This window comes from Erysipelatoclostridium sp. MSK.7.34 (assembly GCF_019041935.1).
GTDB classification, from domain to species: Bacteria; Bacillota_I; Bacilli_A; order Erysipelotrichales; family Coprobacillaceae; genus Thomasclavelia; species Thomasclavelia ramosa.
In genome coordinates this window covers 128,550-153,537 of the sequence record NZ_JAHPYJ010000003.1, presented here as the reverse complement: position 1 = coordinate 153,537, position 24,988 = coordinate 128,550, and the positions used below count along the sequence as shown (strand labels likewise).

24 protein-coding genes are annotated in these 24,988 nt (G+C 29.3%); 15 read left to right on the top strand and 9 right to left on the bottom strand.

Annotated elements, in window-relative coordinates:
* Positions 1-2: 2 nt before the first annotated feature.
* From gyrA to dnaA, 6 genes are all read right to left on the bottom strand, one after another.
* A complete protein-coding gene (gene gyrA / locus KTF99_RS03555) occupies positions 3-2,462 on the bottom strand; it encodes a DNA gyrase subunit A (protein WP_003535517.1) in 2,460 nt (819 codons plus the stop codon).
* A gap of 17 nt (positions 2,463-2,479) precedes the next feature.
* Positions 2,480-4,405 (bottom strand): DNA topoisomerase (ATP-hydrolyzing) subunit B, encoded by a 1,926-nt coding sequence (gyrB, locus tag KTF99_RS03550; RefSeq protein ID WP_003535518.1) that lies wholly within the window; start codon positions 4,403-4,405, stop codon positions 2,480-2,482.
* Positions 4,405-5,502, bottom strand: a complete 1,098-nt coding sequence (recF, locus tag KTF99_RS03545; RefSeq protein WP_003535519.1) for a DNA replication/repair protein RecF — start codon at positions 5,500-5,502, stop codon at positions 4,405-4,407. The genes gyrB and recF overlap by 1 nt, the downstream gene beginning before the upstream one ends.
* Entirely contained in the window at positions 5,502-5,708 is a 207-nt protein-coding gene (yaaA, locus tag KTF99_RS03540) for a S4 domain-containing protein YaaA (RefSeq protein WP_003535520.1), read from the bottom strand. Before yaaA ends, recF begins: the two co-directional genes overlap by 1 nt.
* A gap of 209 nt (positions 5,709-5,917) precedes the next feature.
* Positions 5,918-7,027, bottom strand: coding sequence for a DNA polymerase III subunit beta (dnaN, locus tag KTF99_RS03535; protein WP_003535521.1), 1,110 nt, complete (start codon positions 7,025-7,027; stop codon positions 5,918-5,920).
* 155 nt (positions 7,028-7,182) lie between these two features.
* Positions 7,183-8,529, bottom strand: coding sequence for a chromosomal replication initiator protein DnaA (gene dnaA, locus KTF99_RS03530; RefSeq protein WP_217215451.1), 1,347 nt, complete (start codon positions 8,527-8,529; stop codon positions 7,183-7,185).
* A gap of 689 nt (positions 8,530-9,218) precedes the next feature.
* Here dnaA and rpmH point away from each other — a divergent pair.
* The 8 genes from rpmH (at position 9,219) to KTF99_RS03490 (ending at position 13,768) form a co-directional block, all read left to right on the top strand.
* The gene (gene rpmH / locus KTF99_RS03525; protein WP_003535525.1) at positions 9,219-9,353 is read left to right on the top strand and encodes a 50S ribosomal protein L34; all 135 of its coding nucleotides are present in this window, start codon (positions 9,219-9,221) and stop codon (positions 9,351-9,353) included.
* Between the two features lie 40 nt (positions 9,354-9,393).
* Entirely contained in the window at positions 9,394-9,732 is a 339-nt protein-coding gene (rnpA, locus tag KTF99_RS03520; RefSeq protein ID WP_003535526.1) for a ribonuclease P protein component, read from the top strand.
* On the top strand, positions 9,733-10,629 hold the full coding sequence (locus KTF99_RS03515; RefSeq protein ID WP_003535528.1) for a YidC/Oxa1 family membrane protein insertase: 897 nt from the start codon (positions 9,733-9,735) through the stop codon (positions 10,627-10,629). It begins immediately after the preceding gene.
* An 8-nt stretch (positions 10,630-10,637) separates the two neighbouring features.
* On the top strand, positions 10,638-11,237 hold the full coding sequence (jag, locus tag KTF99_RS03510) for an RNA-binding cell elongation regulator Jag/EloR (protein ID WP_003535530.1): 600 nt from the start codon (positions 10,638-10,640) through the stop codon (positions 11,235-11,237).
* Positions 11,238-11,280: 43 nt separating this feature from the next.
* The gene (locus KTF99_RS03505) at positions 11,281-11,802 is read left to right on the top strand and encodes a GNAT family N-acetyltransferase (RefSeq protein ID WP_003535532.1); all 522 of its coding nucleotides are present in this window, start codon (positions 11,281-11,283) and stop codon (positions 11,800-11,802) included.
* Between the two features lie 58 nt (positions 11,803-11,860).
* Positions 11,861-12,166: a hypothetical protein gene (locus tag KTF99_RS03500; protein ID WP_003535534.1), complete on the top strand. Its 306-nt coding sequence runs from the start codon at positions 11,861-11,863 to the stop codon at positions 12,164-12,166.
* A complete protein-coding gene (locus KTF99_RS03495; RefSeq protein WP_003535536.1) occupies positions 12,150-12,512 on the top strand; it encodes a MerR family transcriptional regulator in 363 nt (120 codons plus the stop codon). The genes KTF99_RS03500 and KTF99_RS03495 overlap by 17 nt, the downstream gene beginning before the upstream one ends.
* Before the next feature lie 65 nt (positions 12,513-12,577).
* Complete coding sequence (locus KTF99_RS03490) at positions 12,578-13,768, top strand: MFS transporter (protein ID WP_003535538.1); 1,191 nt, start codon at positions 12,578-12,580, stop codon at positions 13,766-13,768.
* Positions 13,769-14,013: 245 nt separating this feature from the next.
* Here KTF99_RS03490 and rho read toward each other — a convergent pair whose 3' ends face one another.
* On the bottom strand, positions 14,014-15,198 hold the full coding sequence (rho, locus tag KTF99_RS03485) for a transcription termination factor Rho (RefSeq protein WP_003535540.1): 1,185 nt from the start codon (positions 15,196-15,198) through the stop codon (positions 14,014-14,016).
* Positions 15,199-15,373: 175 nt separating this feature from the next.
* On the opposite strand from rho, the gene KTF99_RS03480 reads away from it, so the two are divergent.
* From KTF99_RS03480 to KTF99_RS03470, 3 genes are all read left to right on the top strand, one after another.
* Entirely contained in the window at positions 15,374-16,297 is a 924-nt protein-coding gene (locus KTF99_RS03480; RefSeq protein ID WP_029482081.1) for an AEC family transporter, read from the top strand.
* A 390-nt stretch (positions 16,298-16,687) separates the two neighbouring features.
* Positions 16,688-18,013, top strand: coding sequence for a 6-phospho-alpha-glucosidase (locus KTF99_RS03475; RefSeq protein ID WP_003535543.1), 1,326 nt, complete (start codon positions 16,688-16,690; stop codon positions 18,011-18,013).
* 20 nt (positions 18,014-18,033) lie between these two features.
* On the top strand, positions 18,034-19,560 hold the full coding sequence (locus KTF99_RS03470; protein WP_029482084.1) for a PTS transporter subunit EIIC: 1,527 nt from the start codon (positions 18,034-18,036) through the stop codon (positions 19,558-19,560).
* 17 nt (positions 19,561-19,577) lie between these two features.
* Here KTF99_RS03470 and KTF99_RS03465 read toward each other — a convergent pair whose 3' ends face one another.
* Positions 19,578-20,330 carry a MurR/RpiR family transcriptional regulator gene (locus KTF99_RS03465; protein ID WP_003535547.1) on the bottom strand — a complete coding sequence of 251 codons (753 nt, stop codon included), beginning with the start codon at positions 20,328-20,330 and terminating at the stop codon, positions 19,578-19,580.
* On the bottom strand, positions 20,330-21,094 hold the full coding sequence (locus tag KTF99_RS03460) for a MurR/RpiR family transcriptional regulator (protein WP_008792552.1): 765 nt from the start codon (positions 21,092-21,094) through the stop codon (positions 20,330-20,332). Before KTF99_RS03460 ends, KTF99_RS03465 begins: the two co-directional genes overlap by 1 nt.
* Positions 21,095-21,150: 56 nt before the next feature.
* On the opposite strand from KTF99_RS03460, the gene KTF99_RS03455 reads away from it, so the two are divergent.
* From KTF99_RS03455 to tnpA, 4 genes are all read left to right on the top strand, one after another.
* Positions 21,151-21,630, top strand: a complete 480-nt coding sequence (locus KTF99_RS03455; RefSeq protein WP_003535551.1) for a PTS sugar transporter subunit IIA — start codon at positions 21,151-21,153, stop codon at positions 21,628-21,630.
* Positions 21,631-21,984: 354 nt separating this feature from the next.
* The gene (locus tag KTF99_RS03450; protein ID WP_003535552.1) at positions 21,985-22,683 is read left to right on the top strand and encodes a LytR/AlgR family response regulator transcription factor; all 699 of its coding nucleotides are present in this window, start codon (positions 21,985-21,987) and stop codon (positions 22,681-22,683) included.
* A complete protein-coding gene (locus KTF99_RS03445; protein WP_029482117.1) occupies positions 22,676-23,974 on the top strand; it encodes a sensor histidine kinase in 1,299 nt (432 codons plus the stop codon). Before KTF99_RS03450 ends, KTF99_RS03445 begins: the two co-directional genes overlap by 8 nt.
* Before the next feature lie 417 nt (positions 23,975-24,391).
* Positions 24,392-24,904: an IS200/IS605 family transposase gene (gene tnpA / locus KTF99_RS03440; RefSeq protein WP_029482119.1), complete on the top strand. Its 513-nt coding sequence runs from the start codon at positions 24,392-24,394 to the stop codon at positions 24,902-24,904.
* Positions 24,905-24,988 lie beyond the last annotated feature (84 nt).

Below are 24,988 nucleotides of genomic sequence, written 5' to 3'. Positions count from 1 at the left end.
TTCTATTCTTCTTCAGATTTATCTTCTTCTGTTTCAGCAGCTTTTTCAACTACCTCTACTGAAGATACCTTGTTTTCTGCATTTACTTTAATTAAACGTACTCCTTGTGTAGCTCGACCGGCTGTTTTAACTTGTTCCATTGGTAAACGAATCATGATTCCATCGTCAGTAATGATTAATAAATCTTCATCGCCATTAACAGCACGCAATGCAACGATTTGACCATTTCGCTCTGTTGCATTAATAGTTTTAACCCCTTTACCGCCACGATTTGACAAACGATACTCTTCTAATGGCGACATCTTACCATAACCACGTTCTGTCACAACCATGATATATTTACCTTCTTTATCAGTTGTCATTCCGATAACTTCGCTACCATCAACATTGATTCCTTTAACCCCACTAGCACTTCGTCCCATTGGCCGAACATTAGTTTCTTCAAAACGAACTAATTTACCGTTAGAGGCGGCGATTAAGATTTGATCATTACCACCTGTTAATTTAACCGAAACTAATTGATCATCATCTCTTAAGCTTATCGCAATCTTTCCAGATTGACGAATTCGTTCAAATTCATTGATGTGAACTCGTTTTACTAAACCGCTAGCAGTTACAAAGAATAAATAATAATCATTATTTTCTTCAATTTGCTTACGATTAATACTAATCATCGATTTAACTTGTTCTTCTTTATCAAGATTTAATAAATTTACAACAGGTAAACCTTTAGCCGAACGTCCAAACTCTGGAATATTATATCCTTTTAAACGATATACTTTACCAAAATTTGTAAAGAATAATAGATCATCATGAGTCGACATATTAATTAACGAACTTACAATATCATCGCTATTAGTTGCCATTCCCTTGATTCCTCGTCCACCACGGTTTTGTGTTTTGTATGTATCTACTGGCATTCTCTTAACATATCCATTATTAGTTAAAGAAATAATAACGTCTTCTACTGGAATTAAATCTTCGTCTTCTAAATCAAATGTTCCTTGAATAATTTCCGTACGGCGTTTATCACCATATTTATCTTTAATTTCTTCTAATTCATCATGAATGATCGATAATAAACGTTCTCTATTTTCTAGGATATCTTTTAAATCAGCAATAATTTCTAATAATTTATTTAAATCATCTTCAATTTTTTGTCTTTCCAAACCAGCTAGACGTTGTAATTGCATTTCTCGAATTGCTTTAGCTTGTTTATCAGACATATTAAATTCTTCCATCAATCTAGTTTGAATGATTTCAGTAGTACGACTTGATCTAATTAAATCAATAATAGCATCAATTTGATCAAGAGCTCTTTTTAATCCTTCTAAAATATGAGCTCGGTCTTCAGCTTTAGTTAATCTGAATTTAGTACGTCGTTTAATTACTTCTTCTTGATGATCAAGGTATAAAGTAATCATTTCCTTTAGATTTAATGTTTTTGGTTCATTATTGACCAAGGCAATGCAGTTAGCCCCGAAGGTTGTCTGCAATGATGTTAATTTATATAATTGATTCAAAATTACTTCTGGTTGAATATCTCGACGTAATTCAATTACAACTCGGATACCATCGCGATTTGATTCATCACGTATTTCTGTAATTCCTTCAATTTTCTTTTCCCGAACTAACTGTGACATTTTTTCAATCATCCGAGCTTTATTGACCATATAAGGAATTTCAGTAACAACAATAACTTTTTTACTTCCTTTTTCTTCAATTTCCGTCTTTGCTCGCATGACAATTAGACCATTTCCTGTCTCATAGGCTTTTTTAATTGCTGTTTTACCTAAAATATAACCACCAGTTGGAAAATCAGGACCTTGAATATAATTTTCCATTAATTCCATGATTGTGATATCCGGATCTTTTGCAACTGCTAAAATTGCTTCAATCACTTCTACTAAGTTATGAGGTGGAATATTAGTAGCCATCCCAACTGCAATCCCCGTTGAACCATTAATTAGTAAGTTGGGAATACGAGCCGGTAAAACCGCCGGTTCCTGTTCTTCACCATCATAGTTTGGAATAAAATCAATTGTATCTTCCTTTAAATCACGAACCAGCTCACTAGATATTTTTGACATTCTTGCCTCAGTATAACGTTGTGCTGCTGCTCCATCACCATCGATTGAGCCAAAATTCCCATGACCATCAACTAACATATAACGATATGAGAAATCTTGAGCCATTCTAACTAAAGCTTCATATATTGAAGAGTCACCATGAGGATGATATTTCCCCATAACTTCTCCGACAATACGGGCAGATTTCTTATATGGTGTACCTGGAGTACATCCCAAATCACTCATCCCGTAAATAATTCTTCTTTGAACTGGTTTTAACCCATCTCGAACATCAGGTAAAGCTCTTGATACGATAACTGACATCGCATACTGCATAAAAGAGTTTTTCATTTCAGATGTTAGTTTTACTTTTCTAATTCCCCGTTCTTCCATTATTTATCTCCTTTATCTTAAATATCTAAATCAGTAACGTATTTAGCGTTTTCTTGAATAAATTCACGTCTTGGTTCAACTTTTTCACCCATTAACATATCAAAAATCATATCCGCTTCCATTGCTTCGTCTAAATCAATTTGATTTAAAATTCGTTTTTCAGGATCCATCGTTGTTTCCCAAAGTTGTTCTGCATTCATTTCTCCAAGACCTTTATAACGTTGAATACTATATTTAGCACCTTCACCAATCTTAGTTTTCAAATCATCTAGTTCTTCATCACTATAACAATAATATTCATCTTTACCATGTTTCAATAAATAAAGTGGTGGTTGAGCCGCATAAACAAACCCACCTTCAACTAACGGTCTTAAATAACGATACAAGAATGTTAACATTAAGATTCTGATGTGCCCACCATCAACATCGGCATCGGTCATAATTACAATTTTATGATATCTTAATTTATCTAGATTAAACTCTTCTCCGATTCCTGTACCAAACGCTGTAATCATAGAACGAATTTCAGCATTTCCAAGGATTTTTTCTAATCTCGATTTTTCAACATTTAAAATTTTTCCACGTAATGGTAGAATTGCCTGAATTCGACGATCACGTCCCATTTTGGCACTCCCCCCAGCGGAATCCCCTTCGACAATAAAGATTTCACATTCACTAGCATCTTTACTTGAACAGTCAGCTAATTTACCTGGCAAGTTTGAAACTTCAAGAACATTTTTTCTTCTTGTCATTTCTCGAGCTTTTTTAGCTGCCATTCTTGCTCTTGCTGCAACAATAGCTTTATCAACAATAATCTTAGCTGTATCAGGATTTTCTAATAAAAATTTATCTAATGATGCGCTAATAATATTGCTGGCAATTTTTCGAACTTCAGCGTTACCTAATTTTGTTTTAGTTTGTCCTTCATATTGGGGATCAGGATGTTTAACCGAAATAATCGCTGTTAAACCTTCACGAACATCGTCACCAGATAAAGCTTCTTCATCTTTCTTTAGCAGTCCTTTACTTTTAGCATAATTATTAATAACTCGTGTTAAAGCTAAACGGAAACCTTCTTCATGAGTTCCCCCTTCATGAGTATTGATATTATTACAGAAGGAATAAATATTTGATTGATAACCATCATTATATTGCATTCCTACTTCAATTGTAATTTCTTGCTGCATATCTTCAACATAGATTATTTCTTCATGAATCGGTGTTTTATTTTTATTAATATAGGCAACATATTCTTTAATTCCGCCCTCATAATAATATTCATGTTTTCGATCCACACCGTTACGTTGATCTTCTAACGATAAACGTAATCCCTTATTTAAAAATGCTAACTCTCTAATTCTTTGTCTGAGTGTATCATAATCATAAACAGTACCCTCTTTAAAAATTATTTTATCAGCCTTAAAAGTAACAATTGTTCCTGTTATATCAGAGTCACCAATAATCTTTAATTCACCTGCTGGTTTCCCACCATTTTCAAAACGCTGATAATATTCATGTCCATCACGATGAACATTTACTTCTAACCATTCTGAAAGCGCATTTACAACTGAGGCTCCAACCCCATGAAGTCCACCAGATACTTTGTATCCGCCACCACCAAATTTTCCACCAGCATGTAATACTGTAAAAATTGTTTCAACTGTTGAGATTCCAGTCTTAGCATGAGTACCGGTTGGCATTCCTCGACCGTCATCAATTACTTGAACAACATCATCATCCTTTAAAATTACGCGAATATGACTAGCATATCCAGCTAATGCCTCGTCAATCGAGTTATCAACAATTTCCCAAACTAAATGATGTAATCCCCTAATTGAAGTTGTCCCAATATACATTCCTGGTCTTTTACGAACCGCTTCAAGTCCTTCTAAGACTTGAATATCGGATTCATCATAACTATGTTCTACTTTTTCTTCTGACATTATGTAGCCTCCTTGCCACCCTTAATATAGATTTTTTTTGCCTTTTCAACAATTTGATGATTAATTCCATCAATTGAAGTTGTTGTAATAAAAGTTTGAATTTTCTGATTCAAAATATCTAATAACATATTTTTACGCGCTTCATCTAACTCAGATAAAACATCGTCTAATAGTAAAACAGGATATTCTCCTATTTCATCTTTAATCAATTCAATCAACGCAATCTTTAGACTTAATACAATCGTTCTTTGTTGCCCCTGTGAAGCAAATAAATCTGCAGCATTGCCATTCATAAAGATTTTCAAATCATCTTTATGAATTCCTAAATGACTTTGCATATATCGAATATCTCGCTGATGATTTTTTTTATATAATGCTAAAATATTTTCATACGTTAACTCTTGTTTAAGGAAACAACTGTATCGTAAGCTAATTTTCTCATTATCATTTTTAGCAATTAAATTATAAATAGAAGTTACTTTTTGATTTAAATTCTTAATAAAATCAATTCTTTTTTTAATCAACTCTACTTGCAATCGTGCCATCTGTTCGTCAAGTACTTCTAAATATTCATCACCATCACGATTCTTTTGATTTAAAATTTTTAAATACTTATTTCTCTCCTTAAGTAAATTATTGTATTTACTTAAATTAAAAACATAGATAGGTGAGATTTTTGATAATTCTAAATCAATAAAACGTCGGCGATTATTTGGACTGCCCTTAATTAAATAAAGATCATCAGGAACAAAAACTACGACATTTAAAAGACCAACATATTCACTAATTTTATAAATATCCTGGTCATCTATTTTCGCACGTTTAAAATCACTCCCAAGAATCATTTCTAAACTACGGAGCTTATTATTGGAAGTGACTTCACCTTTTACTTTCGCAAATTCGCAATCAAACATAATCATCTGCTTATTTATATGAGTTTTAAAAGATTTTCCTACTGACAATAAATAAATCGCTTCGATCAGATTAGTTTTACCTTGTCCATTACTGCCAATTAAAATATTGATATCACGATCAAACTCAATAAAAAAATGATTATAATTACGAAAATTGTCTAGACATAATGAATTAACTTTCATTAATCAATAACAAAAGACTCTCCATTAAATTCTATCTGGTCACCAGTTCGAAGTTTCTTGCCTCTTCTTGTTTCCACTTCACCATTAACCATCACTAATTCATCTTTAATAACCATCTTAGCTTCGATTCCACTAGAAACACATCCTGCATACTTTAAAAACTGTCCTAGGGTAATATATTCATCTCTTATTTGAATTTTTTTCATGACTATCCTCTTTTTTTATAAAATCTAGAGTTATTATAACATAAATTGTTGTTAAAATCAAAAAAATAAGCATTTTAACGCATTTTTTATAAAAATGAATAAAATCTTATTTTTTATTAAAATTCGCTCATATTTAAAATTTATCCACATATAAATAAAACAACTAGTAAAAAAATACTTTCACGAAAAAAAAAGCTACATAATGTAGCTTAGAAAGTTCTTACTGGTAAAACTAATTGAATTACATCATCTTTTTCAAAATCTTTAATAATAAAAGGTTTCATTTCTCCAGTAAATAAAATTTTAATTTTTGGTTCATTAAAAGCTCTAATTGCATCAGTTGCATATTTTGAACTAAATGAGATACTTATTGGTGTTCCTTTATAAAAAGATTTATCTAAAATTTCTTCTACAGAACCGATTTCTTGCATATATGATGATAGGACGACTTTTTCATCAGACATATCTAATTTAATAATATTATTTTGTTCATTTGTTAGTAATGAAACACGATCAATAGCATTTAATAGATAATGAGCATCTAAATCTAGTTCATAATCAAAAGCATCAGGAATTAAACGATTAGTATCTGGGAAAGTTCCATCAATTAATCGTGTTTGAATAATATTATTATCAAACACATAAAGGACTTTACGATCAGAAACATACATTTCAATCATTTCATCACGTTCAATAATTTTTGAAATTTCATCTAAAGATTTTTGAGGAATTGTAATATTGAAAGTAACGTCTTCATCTAAAGATACAATTTTCTTAGCTAGACGATAGCTATCCGTTGCTGTACATTCTAATTGACGATTTCCTGCTTTAAAGTTGATTCCTGTTAAAATTGGTTTGTGCTCTTTATCACTAGCAGCAAATTTGGTCTGTGAAATAATATCTTTTAAAGATAGTGCATTTAATAATACTTTTGTTCCAGTTTTTGATAAATCAATTCGTGGATAATCTAAAACATCAGTACCATTTAAGTCAAATTTAGAAGTTGCTCCCGAAATTCTAGTTAAAGCACCATCTAAAATCTCAATTTTAATTTCATCACTATCAATCTTACGAACAATATCTAAGATATAACGAGAATTTAAAACTACCCCACCAGTTTGATAAATCGTTAAATCTTCATCTTTTTCAATTTTAGTTTGAATTGTAATGTCAGAATCACTACCAGTTAGAATTAAACAATCGTCTTGTAAATCAAACTTAATTCCAGTCAATACTGGTAAGGGACTTCGAATTGAAACTGCTTTAGTTGCTTTAGCAAGAGCATTTAATAATTTAAGTCGTTTTATTTTAAAATTCATAAATTTCCTCCTTGTGACTAATTATATATAATTATTTAAAATAATGCTATTAATATTATTATAGTGTGAATATTGTGCATAAGCATTAAATAAGCTGATATAATCAGTGTTTTTTATGTGTATAACTATGTGTGCAATTTGTGGTAGTTTTGTGTCTAAACGATACCTAATTTGTCTTTTAACTTATTTATTGCTAATTTGTAGTCAGAATCTTTCTTGATTTTAGTTTCTACGCGAGCACATGCTTTCATTACTGTTGAATGATCTCGATTGCTAAAAGTAGCCCCAATTTCAGCAAAAGTAATATCTAATAATTCCCGCATTAAATACATACACATTTCTCTTGGGGTTGTTAATTTACGTGTCTTGTTTTTTGAAATTAGCTGACTGATTGTCAGATAATAGAATTCTGCAGTTGTTTTTAAAATACTTTCTTTAGTTAGGGAACTCTTTGGATTTTGAACAATTTTATCATCTTTAAAAGATTCTAATGCAAAAGCCATATCAATATTATTAGTATGATTCATAATGCTACAGAAGAAAAGACGTTTTAAAGCCCCTTCAAGACTACGAATATCTTTACAATAATGATTAGCCATAAAATCAACAACATCATCTTGAATAATTAAAGAAGGATTATCAAGATTTTCTATCTTTTTTTCTAAGATAGCGCGAGCTGTTTCAAATTCTGGCGGATCAATTCCGAAACTTAATCCTGAATTGAAACGGCTGATTAAACGTGATTCAATTCCTTGTAATTCTTCAGGCATCTTATCACTTGTAATAACAATTTGTTTATTATTATTAATTAATTCATTAAAAATGTGGAAAAATATCTCGCTGCTTTTTTCTTTATTGAATAAAAATTGAATATCATCAATTAATAAAATATCGAGATTTTTATACTTATCATAGATTTCATCACCATCACGGCCTTTCATTGCCCCAATAACTTCATCAACAAAATCTTTACTTGTAATATAACGAATTCTAAGCGCTGGATTTACTTCTTTTGCATAATTTCCAATTGCATTTAATAGATGGGTCTTACCTAATCCAGGATTACTATAAATAAACAGTGGATTAAAATTAGAACCCGGATTAGTAGATACTAATAGAGCTGCATTTTGTGCCATGCGATTAGAACTTCCTACAACAAAGTTATCAAATGTCAAGGTACGATTCAGATTATCTCTAAATGGCGTTTCTTGTTTAACGGCAACAGATTTTTTAAAGTCTTCTTCACCAACGATTTCAAGATTAATTGATGAAGCTAACATCCCAGAAAGAATATCTTCAATGTCTTTTTGGTTATTTTTAATTGTTTCAACATTAAATGAAAATGGGGTTGTAATAATAACTTTGTTATTGTTAATGGATGCTATTTTTGCACTTCGAAAAACAGATTCCATGATTACTTTATCGATTTTACGTTCTTCTGGCAAATTTTGTTTTTCTAAAGTGTCGAGGCATAATTGCCAAATCTTACTATTATCGCTCATTTTTTAACCTCCGCAAACCTCATTATAAGTTAATAAAATGTAAATTTAAAGGATAAAAACAGTTAAAAAAGAGTGTTCACAAAGTTATTCACAATAATTGTTACATTTCCGTAGGTTTTTATTAGAAATTCACAATATTCACAACTTTACTTGTGCATAAAGATTTATGTGAATGTGAAAAATGTGGCTATCTAGTTATCTAGAAACTACTGTTCATAATAAACTCACAATAGCATATTTGTTATTCCAAGCACTTTGAGAGTTTTTCACATTTATTCACATAGTAAAAAATAAGGGTATGACTTTGTGCATAAGTTGTGTGAAGTTTAGGTTAATTTATGATTAATTAGCAAGATTCGTCGAGAAAGAAGTCACAAAATAATGTTACTTTTTATCGAAAATCAAGAAAATCCTTATAAATTAAGGTTTTTTTATTCTTAATAGCAAAAAGAAAAGCACAATTTAATGTGACTTTTGTACAATATAAACTATTTTAATAAATCTGAATTAATAAATTTGTCTAAAAAGATTTTTTAAAATTCACATTATTTTGTGAGATTTGTAAAATGTTAGATTTTCCTAATTATACTTTTTCCCGTAATTTCATTGACTTAACGAGCTTTTTCATATAAAATGGTGAGGCATATGTTATTTGTATAAAAGTATAAAAAATTTTGGAGGTGTAATTAATGAAAAGAACATATCAACCAAATAAGAGAAAAAGATCAAAAACTCATGGTTTTAGAGCTAGAATGGCTACTGTAGGAGGAAGAAAAGTACTTGCACGTCGCCGTAAAAGAGGAAGAAAAGTCTTATCTGCTTAAGAAAAATCCACTTTACGGTGGGTTTTTTTTCTAAAAATTTATGAAAAAAGAATTTAGAGTACGAAAAAATGAAGATTTTAGCCGTATTATTAAGAAAAAACAAAGTATGGCTAATCGTTCTTTCATTATATATTACCTAAAAAATGATTTAGATCATGCTCGAATTGGGATATCAGTAAGCAAAAAACTTGGAAAAGCAGTAATTCGTAACAAAATTAAACGTCAAGTCAGAATGATGCTTCAACAAACAATTAATTTCGATGATAATTATGATTATATAGTTATTATTAGAAATAAATATTTAGATTTAGATTTCAATTCTAATCTAAATGAGCTAAAATATTTATATAAAAAAATATTAAAAAGGATGGAAAAATAAATGGTGTTAGATAACAAGACTAAAAAAATCTTAAAAGTATTTTGTTTAGTTTTCCTAGTTGCTATCTTGACAGGATGTGCACAAAATCTTGATGCAAACGGTAAATTAATTGCTTCTAGGGCAATTACAAGTTCAACTCCTTGGTCATTTGATGCAGGGTGGTTTGATTTTATCTTTGTAATTCCTTTAGCTAAAGGAATCTTATTCATTAATGATTATGTAGGAAATGTAGCTTTTGGGGTAATTGGGGTTACAATTATCGTTAATATTATCACTTTACCTATTATGATCAAATCAACCGTCTCAACGCAAAAAATGCAATTATTACAACCAGAGATGGAAAAGATTCAACGTAAGTATAAAGGGCGTAAAGATCAAGCTTCACAAATGCGTCAAAATGCAGAGATTCAAAATTTATATAAAAAGAATAATGTAAGTATGTTTGGATCATTTGCAACATTCCTTACATTACCAATCATGTTTGCAATGTGGCAAGCAGTACAAAGAATTGATATATTATATTCTACATATATTTTTGGAATTAATTTAGGGGCTAAGCCAATCAGCCATATTATGGATTTGGATATTGCGTATATTGTTTTATTGGTTTTAGTTGCAGGAACACAATTCTTTGCAATGCAAATTACTCAAATAATGGCAAAACGCTCACCAAAATATCGTCCTAGTCAACAAATGAAGTCGATGAATACAATGAACAATGTAATGACGATCTTCATTGTTTACTTAGCTGCTACAATGCCTGCAGCAATGTCGTTGTACTGGATTACAACAAATGTTATTAATATCATAAGAACAGTATATATTCAATTATTCCATATTGAGAAAGCAAAAAAGGAAGTTGAATCAACAACTACTAATTTTCTAAATAAAAAGTAGGTGAAAATATGAAAAGATATACGGCAAGAACAGTTCAAGATGCTGTAAATACAGCATGTCAAGAACTAGGTGTAACAATTGATGAATTAAATTATGAAGTAATTAGTGAGACAAAAACTTTATTTACTAAAAAAGCTGAAATTGAGTGTTATACAATTCCAATGATCCAAGAATATATTGAAAGTTATATTCGTCGTTTTATTGGAGATATGGGATTTGAAGTGGAAACAGTTTCTTATCTACAAGATGGTCGTATTTACTGTAATATTAATACTAGTAATAATTCTATCTTAATTGGAAAAGCTGGAGTTATTCTACGTGCAATTAACTTTATTGTTAAAAATGCCGTAAGCAATACCTTTAAGAAAAGATTTGAAATTAGCGTTGATATTAACGGATATAAAGAAGACCGTTATAAAAAAGTAGCATCAATGGCTAAACGTTTTGGAAAACAAGTATTGCGCACGAAAGCTGAAATCAAGCTTGATCCAATGCCTGCTGATGAACGTAAAGTAATGCATCAAGAACTTTCTAGATTTGAACATATTAAGACAGAAAGTCATGGTGAAGGAAAAAATAGACATATGGTTATTTCATATGTAGATTAGACACATGTTATCATGTGTTTTTTCTTTAAGGAGTGATATGAAGATGAATATAGAATTAGCAAGGGCAACTGATGTAAATGAGATCGAAGCGTTATATGGAGCAGTTGTAGACGATTTACTAGCCAATGTAAATTATCCTGGCTGGAAAAAAGGAATTTATCCAACTCGTGATGAAGCAATTTTTGGAATAGAAAAAAAAGAATTATATGTAATGCGGCAAAATGATCAAATAGTGGGGAGTATTGTTATTAATCATGTCCAAGAAGAAAATTATCAATTAGCAGCTTGGAAGATAGATGCACAAGATCATGAAGTTTATGTAATTCATACTTTAGCTGTTCATCCACAATTTAAAGGATTAAAAATAGCTCAAAAATTATTAGAATATGCTGATGAATTAGCTAAAAATAATGGGGTAAAAACAATTCGTTTAGATGTTCGTAAAGGCAATGTGCCGGCAATCAAGCTATATGAGCGTTGTGGTTATACATATGTGGGAGCAATAAATCTTGATTTTAGGGGTTCTGATCTTGGCTTATTTGAATTGTATGAAAAAATAATTTAAATAATGCTTGCCCTATAGTTAGGTTTAAGTAGTATGCTTAACTTAGGAGGACGACTTCATGGATAAAATAGTTATTAATCAAGAACTTTTATTGCTACTTCAAAAAAATAAAATAATCGCCACAACGTCAAACTTTAATTACCGGGATCAAGCAGTCATATCACTAATCAAAACATTGATTACTATGGGATATAATAGTAGTGATATCTTAGAATTGATTGATGAAGAAATGACTTTGCTGGATATTCTAGAATTTCATCAAGATTTGGTAATTAATAAACAATATGAATGCTGCTGTTTAATTAATAAATTAAAGAAAATGATTGAAGAAGTTAAGGAAGAGACCAATGGAATATACAATTAAAGAAGTAACTAAAAAGTACAATCTAAGTGCTTCAACACTTAGATATTATGAAAAAGAAGGATTACTACCTAAAATAAAAAAGAATCAAAGCAATCAAAGAGTTTATGATGATGATGATCTATCGTGGTTAGACATAATTATGTGTATGCGTAAAACGGGAATGACGATAGCATATATAAAAAATTATATTGAGTTGTGTCAAGAAGGTGACAATACGATTAATCAACGATATGAAATTTTTTTGAAACAGAAAGAAATATTATTATTGCAGCAACAAGAGTTGGAAAAGAATATTGAGACAGTGAATTATAAAATTAATCTATATAAAGAAAAGTTATTAAAATAGATAGCAAGAATTATTGCTATCTATTTTTCTTTCAATTATAATCAATATAATAAGTAGGTGATAAGATGAATAAAAATAAATTATTAATGTTCTTTATTATTAATGGACTTTTTAATTTAGCCGCTAATTATGCTCATCCAATTACTCCAACAGTAATAAAAAATCTTCAACTGGGAGATTATATGTTTGGTGTTGCATTTGGGGCAATGATGGGATTAAATTTTTTATTTTCACCATTTTGGGGAAAATTAAATGAACAAATTAACAGTAAAACAACGATGTTGATCTGTAGTATTGGTTACGCAGTTGGTCAAGTTTTGTTTTGGCAAGCAAATTCACAAAATAGTGTGATATTTGCAAGAATGTTTTCAGGCGTTTTTACAGGAGGTTCTTATGTAAGTTTTTTAACCTATGTCGTTAATGTTACACCACCTGAAAAAAGGGGTCAAAATCTAACTGTTTTAGCAACAGTTGCAAGTGTTTGTGCTGCTTTTGGTTATTTTATAGGGGGGATGCTTGGGGAAATCTCAATTGATTTAACTTTTGCAGTTCAAGCAGCTACTTTAGCTAGCTGTGGTATTTTCTTTTATCTTTTTTGTGAAAATGATGTTGTTTCACCAGTCAAACAAAAAGTTGCTCTGCTCATAAAACAAGCAAACCCTTTTAATTCATTTAAACAAGCAAAAGTATTTATAGATAAAAAATATTTAATTATGTTTACGATCTGCTGCCTTGCATTTCTTGGTTTTACTGCTTTTGAACAAAGTTTTAATTATTATATCAAAGATATTTATAATTTAACATCAGGTTATAATGGAATTATCAAGGCTGCAATTGGAATTATTTCTTTAGTTGCTAATGGTACGATTTGTTTATGGATCATTAAGAATACTAATGTTTCTAGATCGTCAATGCTGATTTTATTGTTGAGTAGTGTTACGATGTTAGGGGTTTTAGCAACAAATAATATAATTATATTTATTGTGATGAATATAATTTTCTTTGCATTGAACGCAATCATTATACCAGTGACTCAAGATTTAGTAGCTAGCCGTTCTAATGATACTAATAGTAGTATTGTAATGGGATTTTACAACGCGATAAAATCATTGGGTGGAATTATAGGTGCCTTGATGGCTGGTTTCTTTTATACATTTAATCCTCGCTTACCATTTATTTTTGGTTTTGTTGCTTTCCTTTTAGCAACTGTTTTATCATACTACTATTATCAGCAAAATAAATTGCACAAAAGTTAAAACATTGTTATAAATGTTTTGATTTTTTTTATTTAACAAGAGTAGAATAAAATTATAGGAAATAGTAAAGCTAATGAATCATGATGAGGCTACGTTTTTTAGTATAATTAGTATTATGGTAATAAATAAGATTAAAAATAAATAAATCTGGTTAGCTTAATGCTTGCACAACCAGATTTAGCAGAAATTCATTATTTCAAAGAAGTGTGTTAGTATGTAGAAGTAAATAACTAAAACTAACTATATTATTTTTGATGTTTTGTTGAAACTAAAATATTTTTTATTAATACTTCATTATCTTTAGTTTTTTCAAACATATTTAATAATGAATCAGTTGCTTGTTCGATCGTAGTTTGATCTAAAGATTTTCGAATTATTTGCATTGCTTCATATTCATCTTTGCTTAATAATAAATCTTCTCGACGAGTACCGGATTTTTGTACGTCAATCGCGGGAAAAATTCTCTTTTCTTGTAATTTACGGCTTAGTACTAGTTCCATATTTCCAGTACCTTTAAATTCTTCATAAACCATATCATCCATCCGACTTCCTGTTTCTATTAAAGCAGTAGCTAAGATAGTTAGACTACCACCTTCACGTGTATTTCTTGCAGCTCCAAATAAGCGTTTAGGAAAATAAAATGATGCAGGATCTAGACCACCTGATAAGGTCCTTCCTGAAGGGGTAACAGTTAAATTATTTGCTCTAGTTAATCGTGTTAAGCTGTCTAACAAGATCATTGTATCATATCCTTGTTCTGTTAAGCGTTTAGCTCGTTCAAGGGTAGTTTGTGCAACTTTGATATGACTTTCTGATTTTTCATCAAAAGTAGAGTAGATAACTTCAACATTATCAGCATCCAATGCTTCTTTAATATCGGTTACTTCTTCAGGTCGTTCATCAATAAGTAAGATAAATATCTTGATGTTTGGATAATTTTTTGATACAGATAAAGCAATATCTTTTAGTAATGTCGTTTTTCCAGCTTTTGGTGGTGCAACAATAATTCCTCGTTGACCTTTTCCAATTGGAGAAATTAAGTCAATTAGACGCATTGATAATTGTTCATTATCTTTACCTAAATATACTCTTTCATTAGGATAAATCGGTGTTAAAAATTCAAAAGCAATTCTTTTTTTTGCTTGATCTGGATTTTGTCCGTTAACTAAATCAACTCGCATAAGTGCATTATATCGTTCACCATTTTTAGAATTACGTGCATGACCAACTATTTCATCGCCATTTTTTAAATTAAAGCGTCTTATCTGTGATTGGGAAATGTAAATATCACGACTTTCTTGAGTATAATTTTTAGGTCTTAAAAATCCATAGCCATCAACCATTATTTCAAGAATTCCAGATGCTAATTCACCCAATTCGTCTTCTTCTTTGGTATTTACCTTATTTTTATCATTTTTTATACTTTCCATAGTATCTCCTTCTTATTGTTTTATTACAATTAATATTCATTATAATTTAGCTTGCTAGTATTATACAATAAAATTTATTAATATTCGTGATTGTCTTTTTCATTATTTGCAAATATCATTCTAAACTAATTAATATCGTGGTATGATTCTATCAATGAAAGATTGGGGGATTATCATGGATATTATGGTAGTTATTAACCAAATGATTCAATTATTTTTAATTATTGGACTTGGTTATTTTATGCAAAAAAAGAAAATATTAAATGATGAATTAAATACGAAACTAAATTTTATTGTTATTTCAATTACTACACCAGCACTTATTTTTTCATCTGTTTGTACAACATCGATTAGTGAAAAGAGTATGGTCATTTATACTTTAGTAATTGCTACAGCAGTGTATGTGGCCTTACCGGTCATCAGTTTTGTTTTAGTTAAATTAATGCGAATTCCAATGCACCAAAAAGGATTATACATGTTTATGACAATTTTTTCTAATACTGGATTTATGGGGTATCCAATTATGAAAGCCTTGTTTGGTAATGACGCAGTTTTTTATACTGCTTTATTTAATATCCTTTTTAATTTAGAAGTATTTACTTTAGGCGTTATTTTAATTAATTATGGGAATGATGTAAAAATGAAATTAAATCCTAAAAATTTACTTTCACCCGGAGTAGTTGCTTCAATTATTGCAATATTTATTTATTTTTTAGAAATTCCAATTCCTGATGTAATTGCTAATTCATGTGGTATGGTTGGGGACATGACAACACCATTAGCAATGATGATCATTGGGGCAACCTTAGCTAATATTAAAGTTAAAGAGTTGTTCACAGAATTAAGATTATACTACTTTACGATTGTTAAACAAGTTATTTTACCAATTGCTGTTTTTCCAATCATTGCATATTTTATCAAAGATCCATTGATTCAAGGAATTACTTTGGTTAATTTGGCAATGCCGGTCGCTAATAGTGCAGTTCTTTTTGCTAAAGAATATGGTGGAGATGTTGAATTAGCAGCAAAAAGTATCTTTATTACTACTCTGGTCAGTGTCTTTACAATTCCGTTAATAGTTTCATTATTGCTTGTTTAGTATACTTTTATATTATTAAGTAAAGAACCTCGTGAATATAACGAGGTTCTTTACTATTTTGATTACAGAAAATATGTGATTAGGGGATATTAATTTTGGGAGAGGTCAATATCCCCACTTAGATTATATCAAACCAAAATAGTGTTATCAAATAAAAAAAGACCAAAATGGTCTAAAAATTAAATTTTTACTTATGAATAAAGTTATTTTTTGAAATATATTATAATTATTTGAAAAAAATAACATTTAATGTCACAAATAACAAGTTAGGGCTTTCATTCCCAAACAAGGCCAAAGTATTGTTTAAATAAATGTGTTATGAGATAGTAAATATGTACTTGATAGGCCGTCAAAGTAAAGCAGAAAAAGTAGAAAGAGAGATAAACAAAAATGAAAAAATATAGTGTTTGTATTGTTGGAGGAGGAAGTACCTTTACATTAGGTTTTTTAAAATCATTCTGTCGTATGAAAGAACAGTTCCCATTAAAAAAATTAGTTTTATTTGATATTGATGCAGAGCGCCAAGAACCAATTGGTGAATTTGGAAAAATTTTATTTAAAGAACAATTTCCTGAATTAGATTTCTCATATACAACTGATATTAAAGAAGCATATGAAGGAATGGATTTTGTGTTTATGCAAATGCGTGCAGGGGGATTACCAATGCGTGCTAAAGATGAACATATTCCTTTAAGCATGGGATTAATTGGACAAGAAACATGTGGAGCAGGAGGAATGGCTTATGGACTTAGATCATGTGTTGATATGATCAAAGCAGTTCATGATATTCGTAATTATGCACCTGAAGCTTGGATCTTAAATTATTCAAATCCAGCTGCTATTGTAGCTGAAGCATTAAGAAGAGAATTTCCTGATGATAAGAAAATTTTAAATATTTGTGATCAACCAGAAAATGTTGTTCGTTCATGCAGTCGTTTATTAGGTTGTGATTGGGAAAATTTAGATCCTGTATATTTTGGTTTAAATCATTATGGCTGGTTTACTAATATATACGATATTAAAACAGGGGAAGATTTATTACCAAAATTGAGAGAATTAATTAAGAAAAATGGCTTCTTACCACAAGATGCGGAACAAAGAGATCAATCTTGGTTGGATACTTATGGTATGGTTGAAACTTTAATGAATGATTTTCCAGATTTTTTACCAAACACATATGATCAATATTATTTATATCCAGATTATAAAGCAGCACATTTAGATCCTAATTTTACTAGAGCTGACGAAGTAATGGCAGGACGTGAAAAACGAGTTTTTGATGAATGTCGTGAAGTTATAGCTGCGGGTGTTTTAGGTGATAAATTCGATGATATTAGTGATGCCCATGCAGAAATGATGATCAATGTAGCTGAAGCAATCGCATATAATAAAAATACTCGTCATATTTTAATTGTTGAAAACAATGGAGCAATCGCTAATATGCAGGATGATGCTATGGTTGAAGTCGTTTGTGAATTAGGAATTAATGGACCAAGACCAATGCGTGTAGGTAATATTCCACAATTTTATTTAGGATTGTTAGTAAACCAAGTTTCTTGTGAAAAATTAATTGTTGATGCTTATTTTGAAAATTCATATCAAAAAGCATTAATGGCATTTACTTTAAATCGTTTAATCAATGATGGTAAAAAAGCTCGTAAAGTATTAGATGCTTTAATTGAGGCTAATAAAGGAATGTGGCCAGAATTAAAATAAAATAATAAAAGGGGATTAGTATGAAAAAAAATAAAGTAATGGATTTCTTCTCGGCTTTAGGAAGAAGTTTAATGATGCCAATTGCGGCTTTAGCAGCATGTGGAATTATTCTGGGAGTTACTGCAGCTTTACTTAAAACACAAGTAGTAGAGGCAGTGCCATTTCTACAACAGCCAGTTGTATTTTATATCTTAAATACACTAAAAACAGTATCAAATGTTGTTTTTACCTTAATACCAGTATTATTTGCTATTTCTATTTCATTTGGGATGGCTAAAGAAGATAAAGAAGTTGCAGCATTTGCTGGATTTATTGGCTATTATACTTTCTTAGTAAGTGCAAGTTGTATGATCAATTCTGGTTTTATGAATTTTGATTCATTACAAATTTCAACTATTTTAGGCGTAGAAACTTTAGATATGGGAGCAGTAGCTGGTATTTTAACAGGGGTGACCGTAGCGGCTTTGCATAATAAATATCATAAAGTAGTATTCCCAGTAGCAATTGCTTTTTATGGTGGTAAACGTTTTGTTGCAATTGTCGTTATCTTAGCAATGGCGTTATTAGGACAAGTAGCACCATTTATTTGGGCACCTGTATCAGCTGGAATTAATGGTTTGGGTACATTGATTTCTGAATCAGGTTTATTAGGGGTATTCTCATTTGGATTTTTAGAAAGATTATTAATTCCAACAGGATTACATCATGTTTTAAATGGTATTTTTAGAACTACTGCAATCGGTGGGGTATATCAAGGGGTAGAAGGATGTTTAAATATTTTCTTGCAATTCTTTGATAGTGTTGATATTAGTGTAATGCGTGAATATACACAGTTTTTGGGACAAGGAAAAATGTTGTTTATGATCTTTGGATTACCTGCAGCAGCCTATGCTATTTATAAGACAAGTCCAGATGAAAAAAAGAATAAAGTTAAAGCATTAATGATTGCAGGAGTTGCAGCAAGTATTGTTTCTGGAATTACTGAACCATTAGAATTTGCATTTATGTTTATTGCACCGCCATTATTCTTATTCCATGCGGTTATGGGTGGTATCTCCTTTATGTTAATGTCATTATTACAAGTAGCAGTTGGAAATACTGGTGGCGGTATTATTGATATGTTTATCTGGGGTGTCTTCCAACCAGGATCTAATTGGTATTGGATAATTATTATTGGTCCAATCTATGCAATTATCTATTATAATGTATTTAAATGGTATTTTAACCGCAAACATTTATCAATTGAAGTTGCGGAAGATGATGGAGACAAGGATACTAATGATACTGCGAGTATTAGTGATAAACAACAAGCGCTAGCAACAAAAATAATTGAAGGCTTAGGAGGATTTGATAATATTATTACTGTTAACAATTGTATTTCTCGTTTAAGAGTTGATGTAAAAGATATGTCATTAGTAAATGAAGAAGAACTTAAGAAGACAGGAAGTATGGGAATTGTTAAACCATCAGAAACTCATATTCAAGTAATTTATGGTCCTAAAGTAGAACAAGTAGCTTATTCAGTTAGAGAAGTTTTAAAATACTAATTAAAAAGGCAACGAATTTAATCAGTTGCCTTTTCTAAAGCTAATTTTTGAGCAGTTAGTTCAATAATTATTTGCATAATTGTAAAGATACCTAGCCTTGAATTTATGTCTACGCCATGATAAGTTAGATTTTCATCATTACTACTTAAAACATAATCACAAGAATCTACTAATGAACCTTTAGCGTTAGATGTAAGTAAAATAATTTTACAGTCATGGGTCTTAGCAATCGTAACTACTTCATCATATATCTTTCCAGCATTGTTTGCTGATACAATAAAAATTGTAGCAGGAGCCTTTAAATTATTAAAGACACTTTTTGATAGATGAAGATCATTGATTAAAATACAATTAATATCAATAGATGATAAAATAGTTTGAAAATAATCAGCAGCCACTAAGCTTAAACTCCTACCTACGACATAGATCGGTTGAGGACTACACAATAAATCAACAACTTCTTCAATAATTTCATAATTTAAGTTTTTAAGATTATCAAGAAAACGGGATAAGGGCTTTTCAATTATCATTTGATAATCAATTTCTTGATGCATACTTTGCTTTAATTCATATTTTAGTTCATTAAAACCAGATAAGCCTAGCTTATTACAAAAGCGCATGATTGAAGCATTAGACATATACGTTGCTTTTGCTAACTGTGATAATGTCATTGATACAACTTCCTTACAACTATTTTCAAGATAATATAGTAACTCTTTTTCATTTTCAGACAAATCTAAAGATTTAGCATTTTCAAGTAAAGCAATCATTATTCCTTTTCCTTTCTAACTAAATAAGTTTTAAATATTACATCAATAATATAGAAAATTGCTAATCTTGAAGTATATTCAGTATCAATATTTTCACGATGATTAACAAAAAAACGAAAATTAATATTTGCTAAATCAGCAATAGCATTCTTAGTATATGGACTAATTGCTATAATTGTTGCATGATTTAAATTAAATAATTTAACAATCTTAACCGTAGTGGGATAATTACCACTAGTACTTATAGCGATTAATATATCATCTTCATTGGCATTACTAGCAATATGTGCTGCTAAACGAGATGATTTATACTTGTAGACATTTTGACGACCAATTGAAAATAACAATTTTTCAAGATAGTCGACAGGGATTCGGGAAATACCTTCACCATATAGATGGATTCTTTTATTACTATCAATCAAATCGATGATTTCTTTTAAATAACGCTCTTTGATTAATAATGAAGTGCTCTCAATATCATCATATAGACTAGTAATAGAATCCATTGAAGAAATTGGTTTCTTTAAATTCGCAATTTCTTTATTTTGCTGTTTTAATGCAAACTTAAATTCAGCAAAACCACTAAAATTAAGTTTCTTACAAAAACGAAGAATCGTAGCAGAAGAAAAGGCAACAGCTTTAGCTAATTCTTGAATACTCATGTCAATAACCTCATCAGGATGATCATAAACATAATGAAGAATATATAATTCACTTTGACTTAGATTTTTAATTATTTCATCATCTAGTTGATTTATTAACATAAGTTTCCTCTTTTCTTTCATATAGTAAAATAATTATACAATAAAGGAGTAAAAAAATGGGATTATTTAAAAAAAAAGATAAATATTTAAAAGCCTTCACCAGTGGTAAGATCATTCCAATTACAGAAGTACCAGATGAAGTATTTGCACAAAAAATGATGGGCGATGGAATTGCAATCTACCCTGATAATAATATAATCGTTGCACCATGTGATGGTAAAATCACAGCTATTATGGAAAATACAGAACATGCAGTTGGAATCACATTAGCAAACGGTGTAGAATTATTAATTCATGTTGGTCTAGATACTGTTAATCTAACAGAAAAGATTTTTTCAGTAAAAGTAGCTAAAGAAAGCTATGTACATACAGGTGAAGAATTAATTACTTTTGATAAAGTAAGACTAAAAGAATTAGGGTATCAAGATATTACAATGTTAGTAATTTTAGATACGGGTAATACTAAGAAACTAGAAATACTATCAGAAACGGAGGCAATTATAAATCAAACAAATATCATTAAATATATAGATTAAATATTTTATTGAAAACAATAAAAAATAATAATAAATATAGATAATATCCAAGGGTAATGATATACTATGTACTAGCGAATCCTGTTGGATTTTATCGAAAATAAAATGAAACAACTGAAATGAAAAAATAATATTTGAAGAGGGAGATCATGCTAACTGCATTAATTTATAGCATAGCTCTCTTTTTTATGTTATCAAGATATAAAATTAGGTTGTGATAAAAAAAGTTAGACCAATCTTTAGATAAATTTAATTTTGTAGATAAAATCAGTGTATATTGAAGTTGATAAGTAAAGAAAGATATACAAGTTTGCAGGATTTTGTTATAGTTAGCCAGTGATAGGAGTAGTTTAAATGGAGATAAATATTGCAATTTGTGATGATGACAAAAATTACATAAACGAAATAATTCAGTATTTAAATAATTGTAGTTGGAAAAGAAATAATAGTTTTGTATATCATACTTTTTATTGTGGAGAGGCATTATTAGAAAGTAAGCAATATTTTGATTTTATAATTTTAGATATTGAAATGGATAAAGTTTCAGGTATAGAGGTAAAAGAAATATTTTATAATCGAAATAATCAATCAAGAATTATTTTTCTAACCAACTATGAGGAATATATGAGTGATTCATTTGGGAAGAATGTCTATGGATATATCAGTAAAGATGTTCTTCATAAGATGGATATCCCGCTTAATAAAATATTTAAAGAACTTTTAGAACATCGCTTAATTAAAATAAGCGAAGATATAATTGATTTATATGAAGTATATTATGTAAAAGCCGATGGACCATATATTAATATTCATACAAATGGCAGTTATGAAGTTTATCGCATGACACTTAAAGATTTTGCTAATAAAATACATAATTCAAATTTTATTAGAATTCATAAATCTTATTTAATAAATATGAGGTATATTAACGAAATAAATAATAAGTTTTTAATTTTGGATAATGATGAAAGATTACCGATATCAAAGAGTAACCGTAAAACAGTATTAATTACTTATAGAAAATATTTATTGGAGAATATAATTTATGACTAGCTGGATAATTTTATTAATTAAACAGTATATTGATATAGCTAAATATTTATTAATTGGTGATGCTATATTTGATTTAAATAATGATAAGAAAAAGAGAACTAAAGAAAATATCATATTATCTAGTATAATTTTAGTAATCTATATAATATTTTATAGTAAAATAGAGGATATATGGATAGATTTAAATGCACTGATATGTTTAATCTATCTAATTATTATTTATAGAGATAAATTATTTAAAACATTTAAAGTAGTTATAATTACTATTTTAATTACAACAGTAATAGAACAATTTATAGATTTATTTATTAAGTGTGATATATTTGATATACATAATATTCAATTTATCATATCAAATATATTAAGATTAATTGCTATTGTTTTAACTACTAAACCAATAAAATTTGCTAGAAATGTTTACAATAAGAAATATAGTTTATCTGAAATGCCCTGGTATATTTATATGAATATAATTTTTTGTTTCAGTGCAACTTTATTTCCACAATTTATAGTTGTAATGTACTATAAGTATATAAGTTCTAGAGTGTCAGTCTTGATAGTTATAGTTGCTTATTTAAATATAGTTATTTCATTTATATCAATTATTTTGTTTATTAAGAATAAGAAAGAAAAAGAACAATATTATTTAGATAGTATAATGAAAGATAAAACATTGAAATTACAAGAAGATTATTATAAAAAAATTATTGATAATTATTCTAATATTCGTAAGTTTAAACATGATATTAAAGGACATTTGGCAGTTGTAAATGAATTAATAAATTCTAAAAATTATGATGAAGCAAATGTTTATATAGGAAATATGTCGGAAGCAATAACTGGTAAAGATATTTATAACACTAATAATATCTATATCTCTAGTATTTTAAATTCTTTTGATCAATCATTTATTGATAATAAGATTGAGTTTGATCTGTCTTATTATATTATTAGTGATTTAAAGATGAATAGTATGGACATTTGCTCATTATTTTATAATTTAATTTTAAATGCAGTAGAAGCAAATTTAAAAATAGAAGATAAGCGTTTTATTAAATTGTATATTGCAAATATAAAAAATAATGTACTAATTAAGATTGTAAATCCGATTGATGAAAATTTTAATTTAGATATTATTAAAGAAAATAAAACTACAAAAGAAGATAAAGAAAATCATGGCTTTGGATTAATTACCATTAATAATATTATTTCTAAATATAATGGAAATATTGATTATAGTATACATGACCAATATTTAATTGCAGATATTACAATATTGAATGTACTTTAAAAAAGTTTTGTTCATTAAATACAAAAATCATTATTAAAATACAGTAAACGCTAAAAAACATATTTTATCGTTATTATTTCCTCAAAAGGAGGAAGTAGTTGTGGTAGTATATGGTTTTTACGATTGGTTAAAAGATTGGCTATACGGGAAAAAATAATTAAATAATATTTATTTTTCCTAAAGATAACGTCTCTTGTGGGGAGGGAAGTTTATCAAATATTGTCAGGGCACTTTGACAGACACATAATATAATAAAAACTACGGGTTATATTTCCGTAGTTTTTTCTTATTGTGAAACAAAAACCACGTGCTATGCGCGTGGTAACAATAAAGCTTTAGCGTCTGGGTAAAAAACCTCCTCGTGATATAATAATTGTAGCCTGGCAGCTGCAAATAAAATAACGAGGAGGTTAGTCTATGAAAGACACAAAAAGTTTATCACATACATCATATAGATGTAAATCTCATATTGTAATAGTACCAAAATTTAGAAGGATGGTAATATACAATAAATTAAGACATGATATAAGATTAATTATAAAGACCTTAATTGAAAGAAAACCGGGAGTAGAGCTGATAGAAGGAGAGTTATGTCCTGATCATATTCACCTTCTATTAGAAATACCACCAAAGTATTCTGTGGCGGAGTTCATGGGATACCTGAAAAGCAAGTCAACGCTTATGATATTTGATCGTCATGCAAGTATGAAATATAAATATGGAAATCAAAAATTTTGGGCAAGAGGCTATTTTGTAGATACAGTAGGAAAGAACGAGAAGACAGTGAGAGAATATATTCAAAATCAGTTGGCGGAAGATAAGTTGAGTGATCAAATGAGTATGGAAGAATTTATTGACCCGTTCACAGGAGAACCAGTGGAAGGGGACAAGAAAAAGAAAAAAAGTAAAAGACCCTTTGAGGGTCAGTGAGCAAATGACGTTGCGGTTGTCAAGGCGTTCAGTGGTCGAATGACTAGCGCAACAACATGCCCTTACAGGGCGGGTGCATACCAC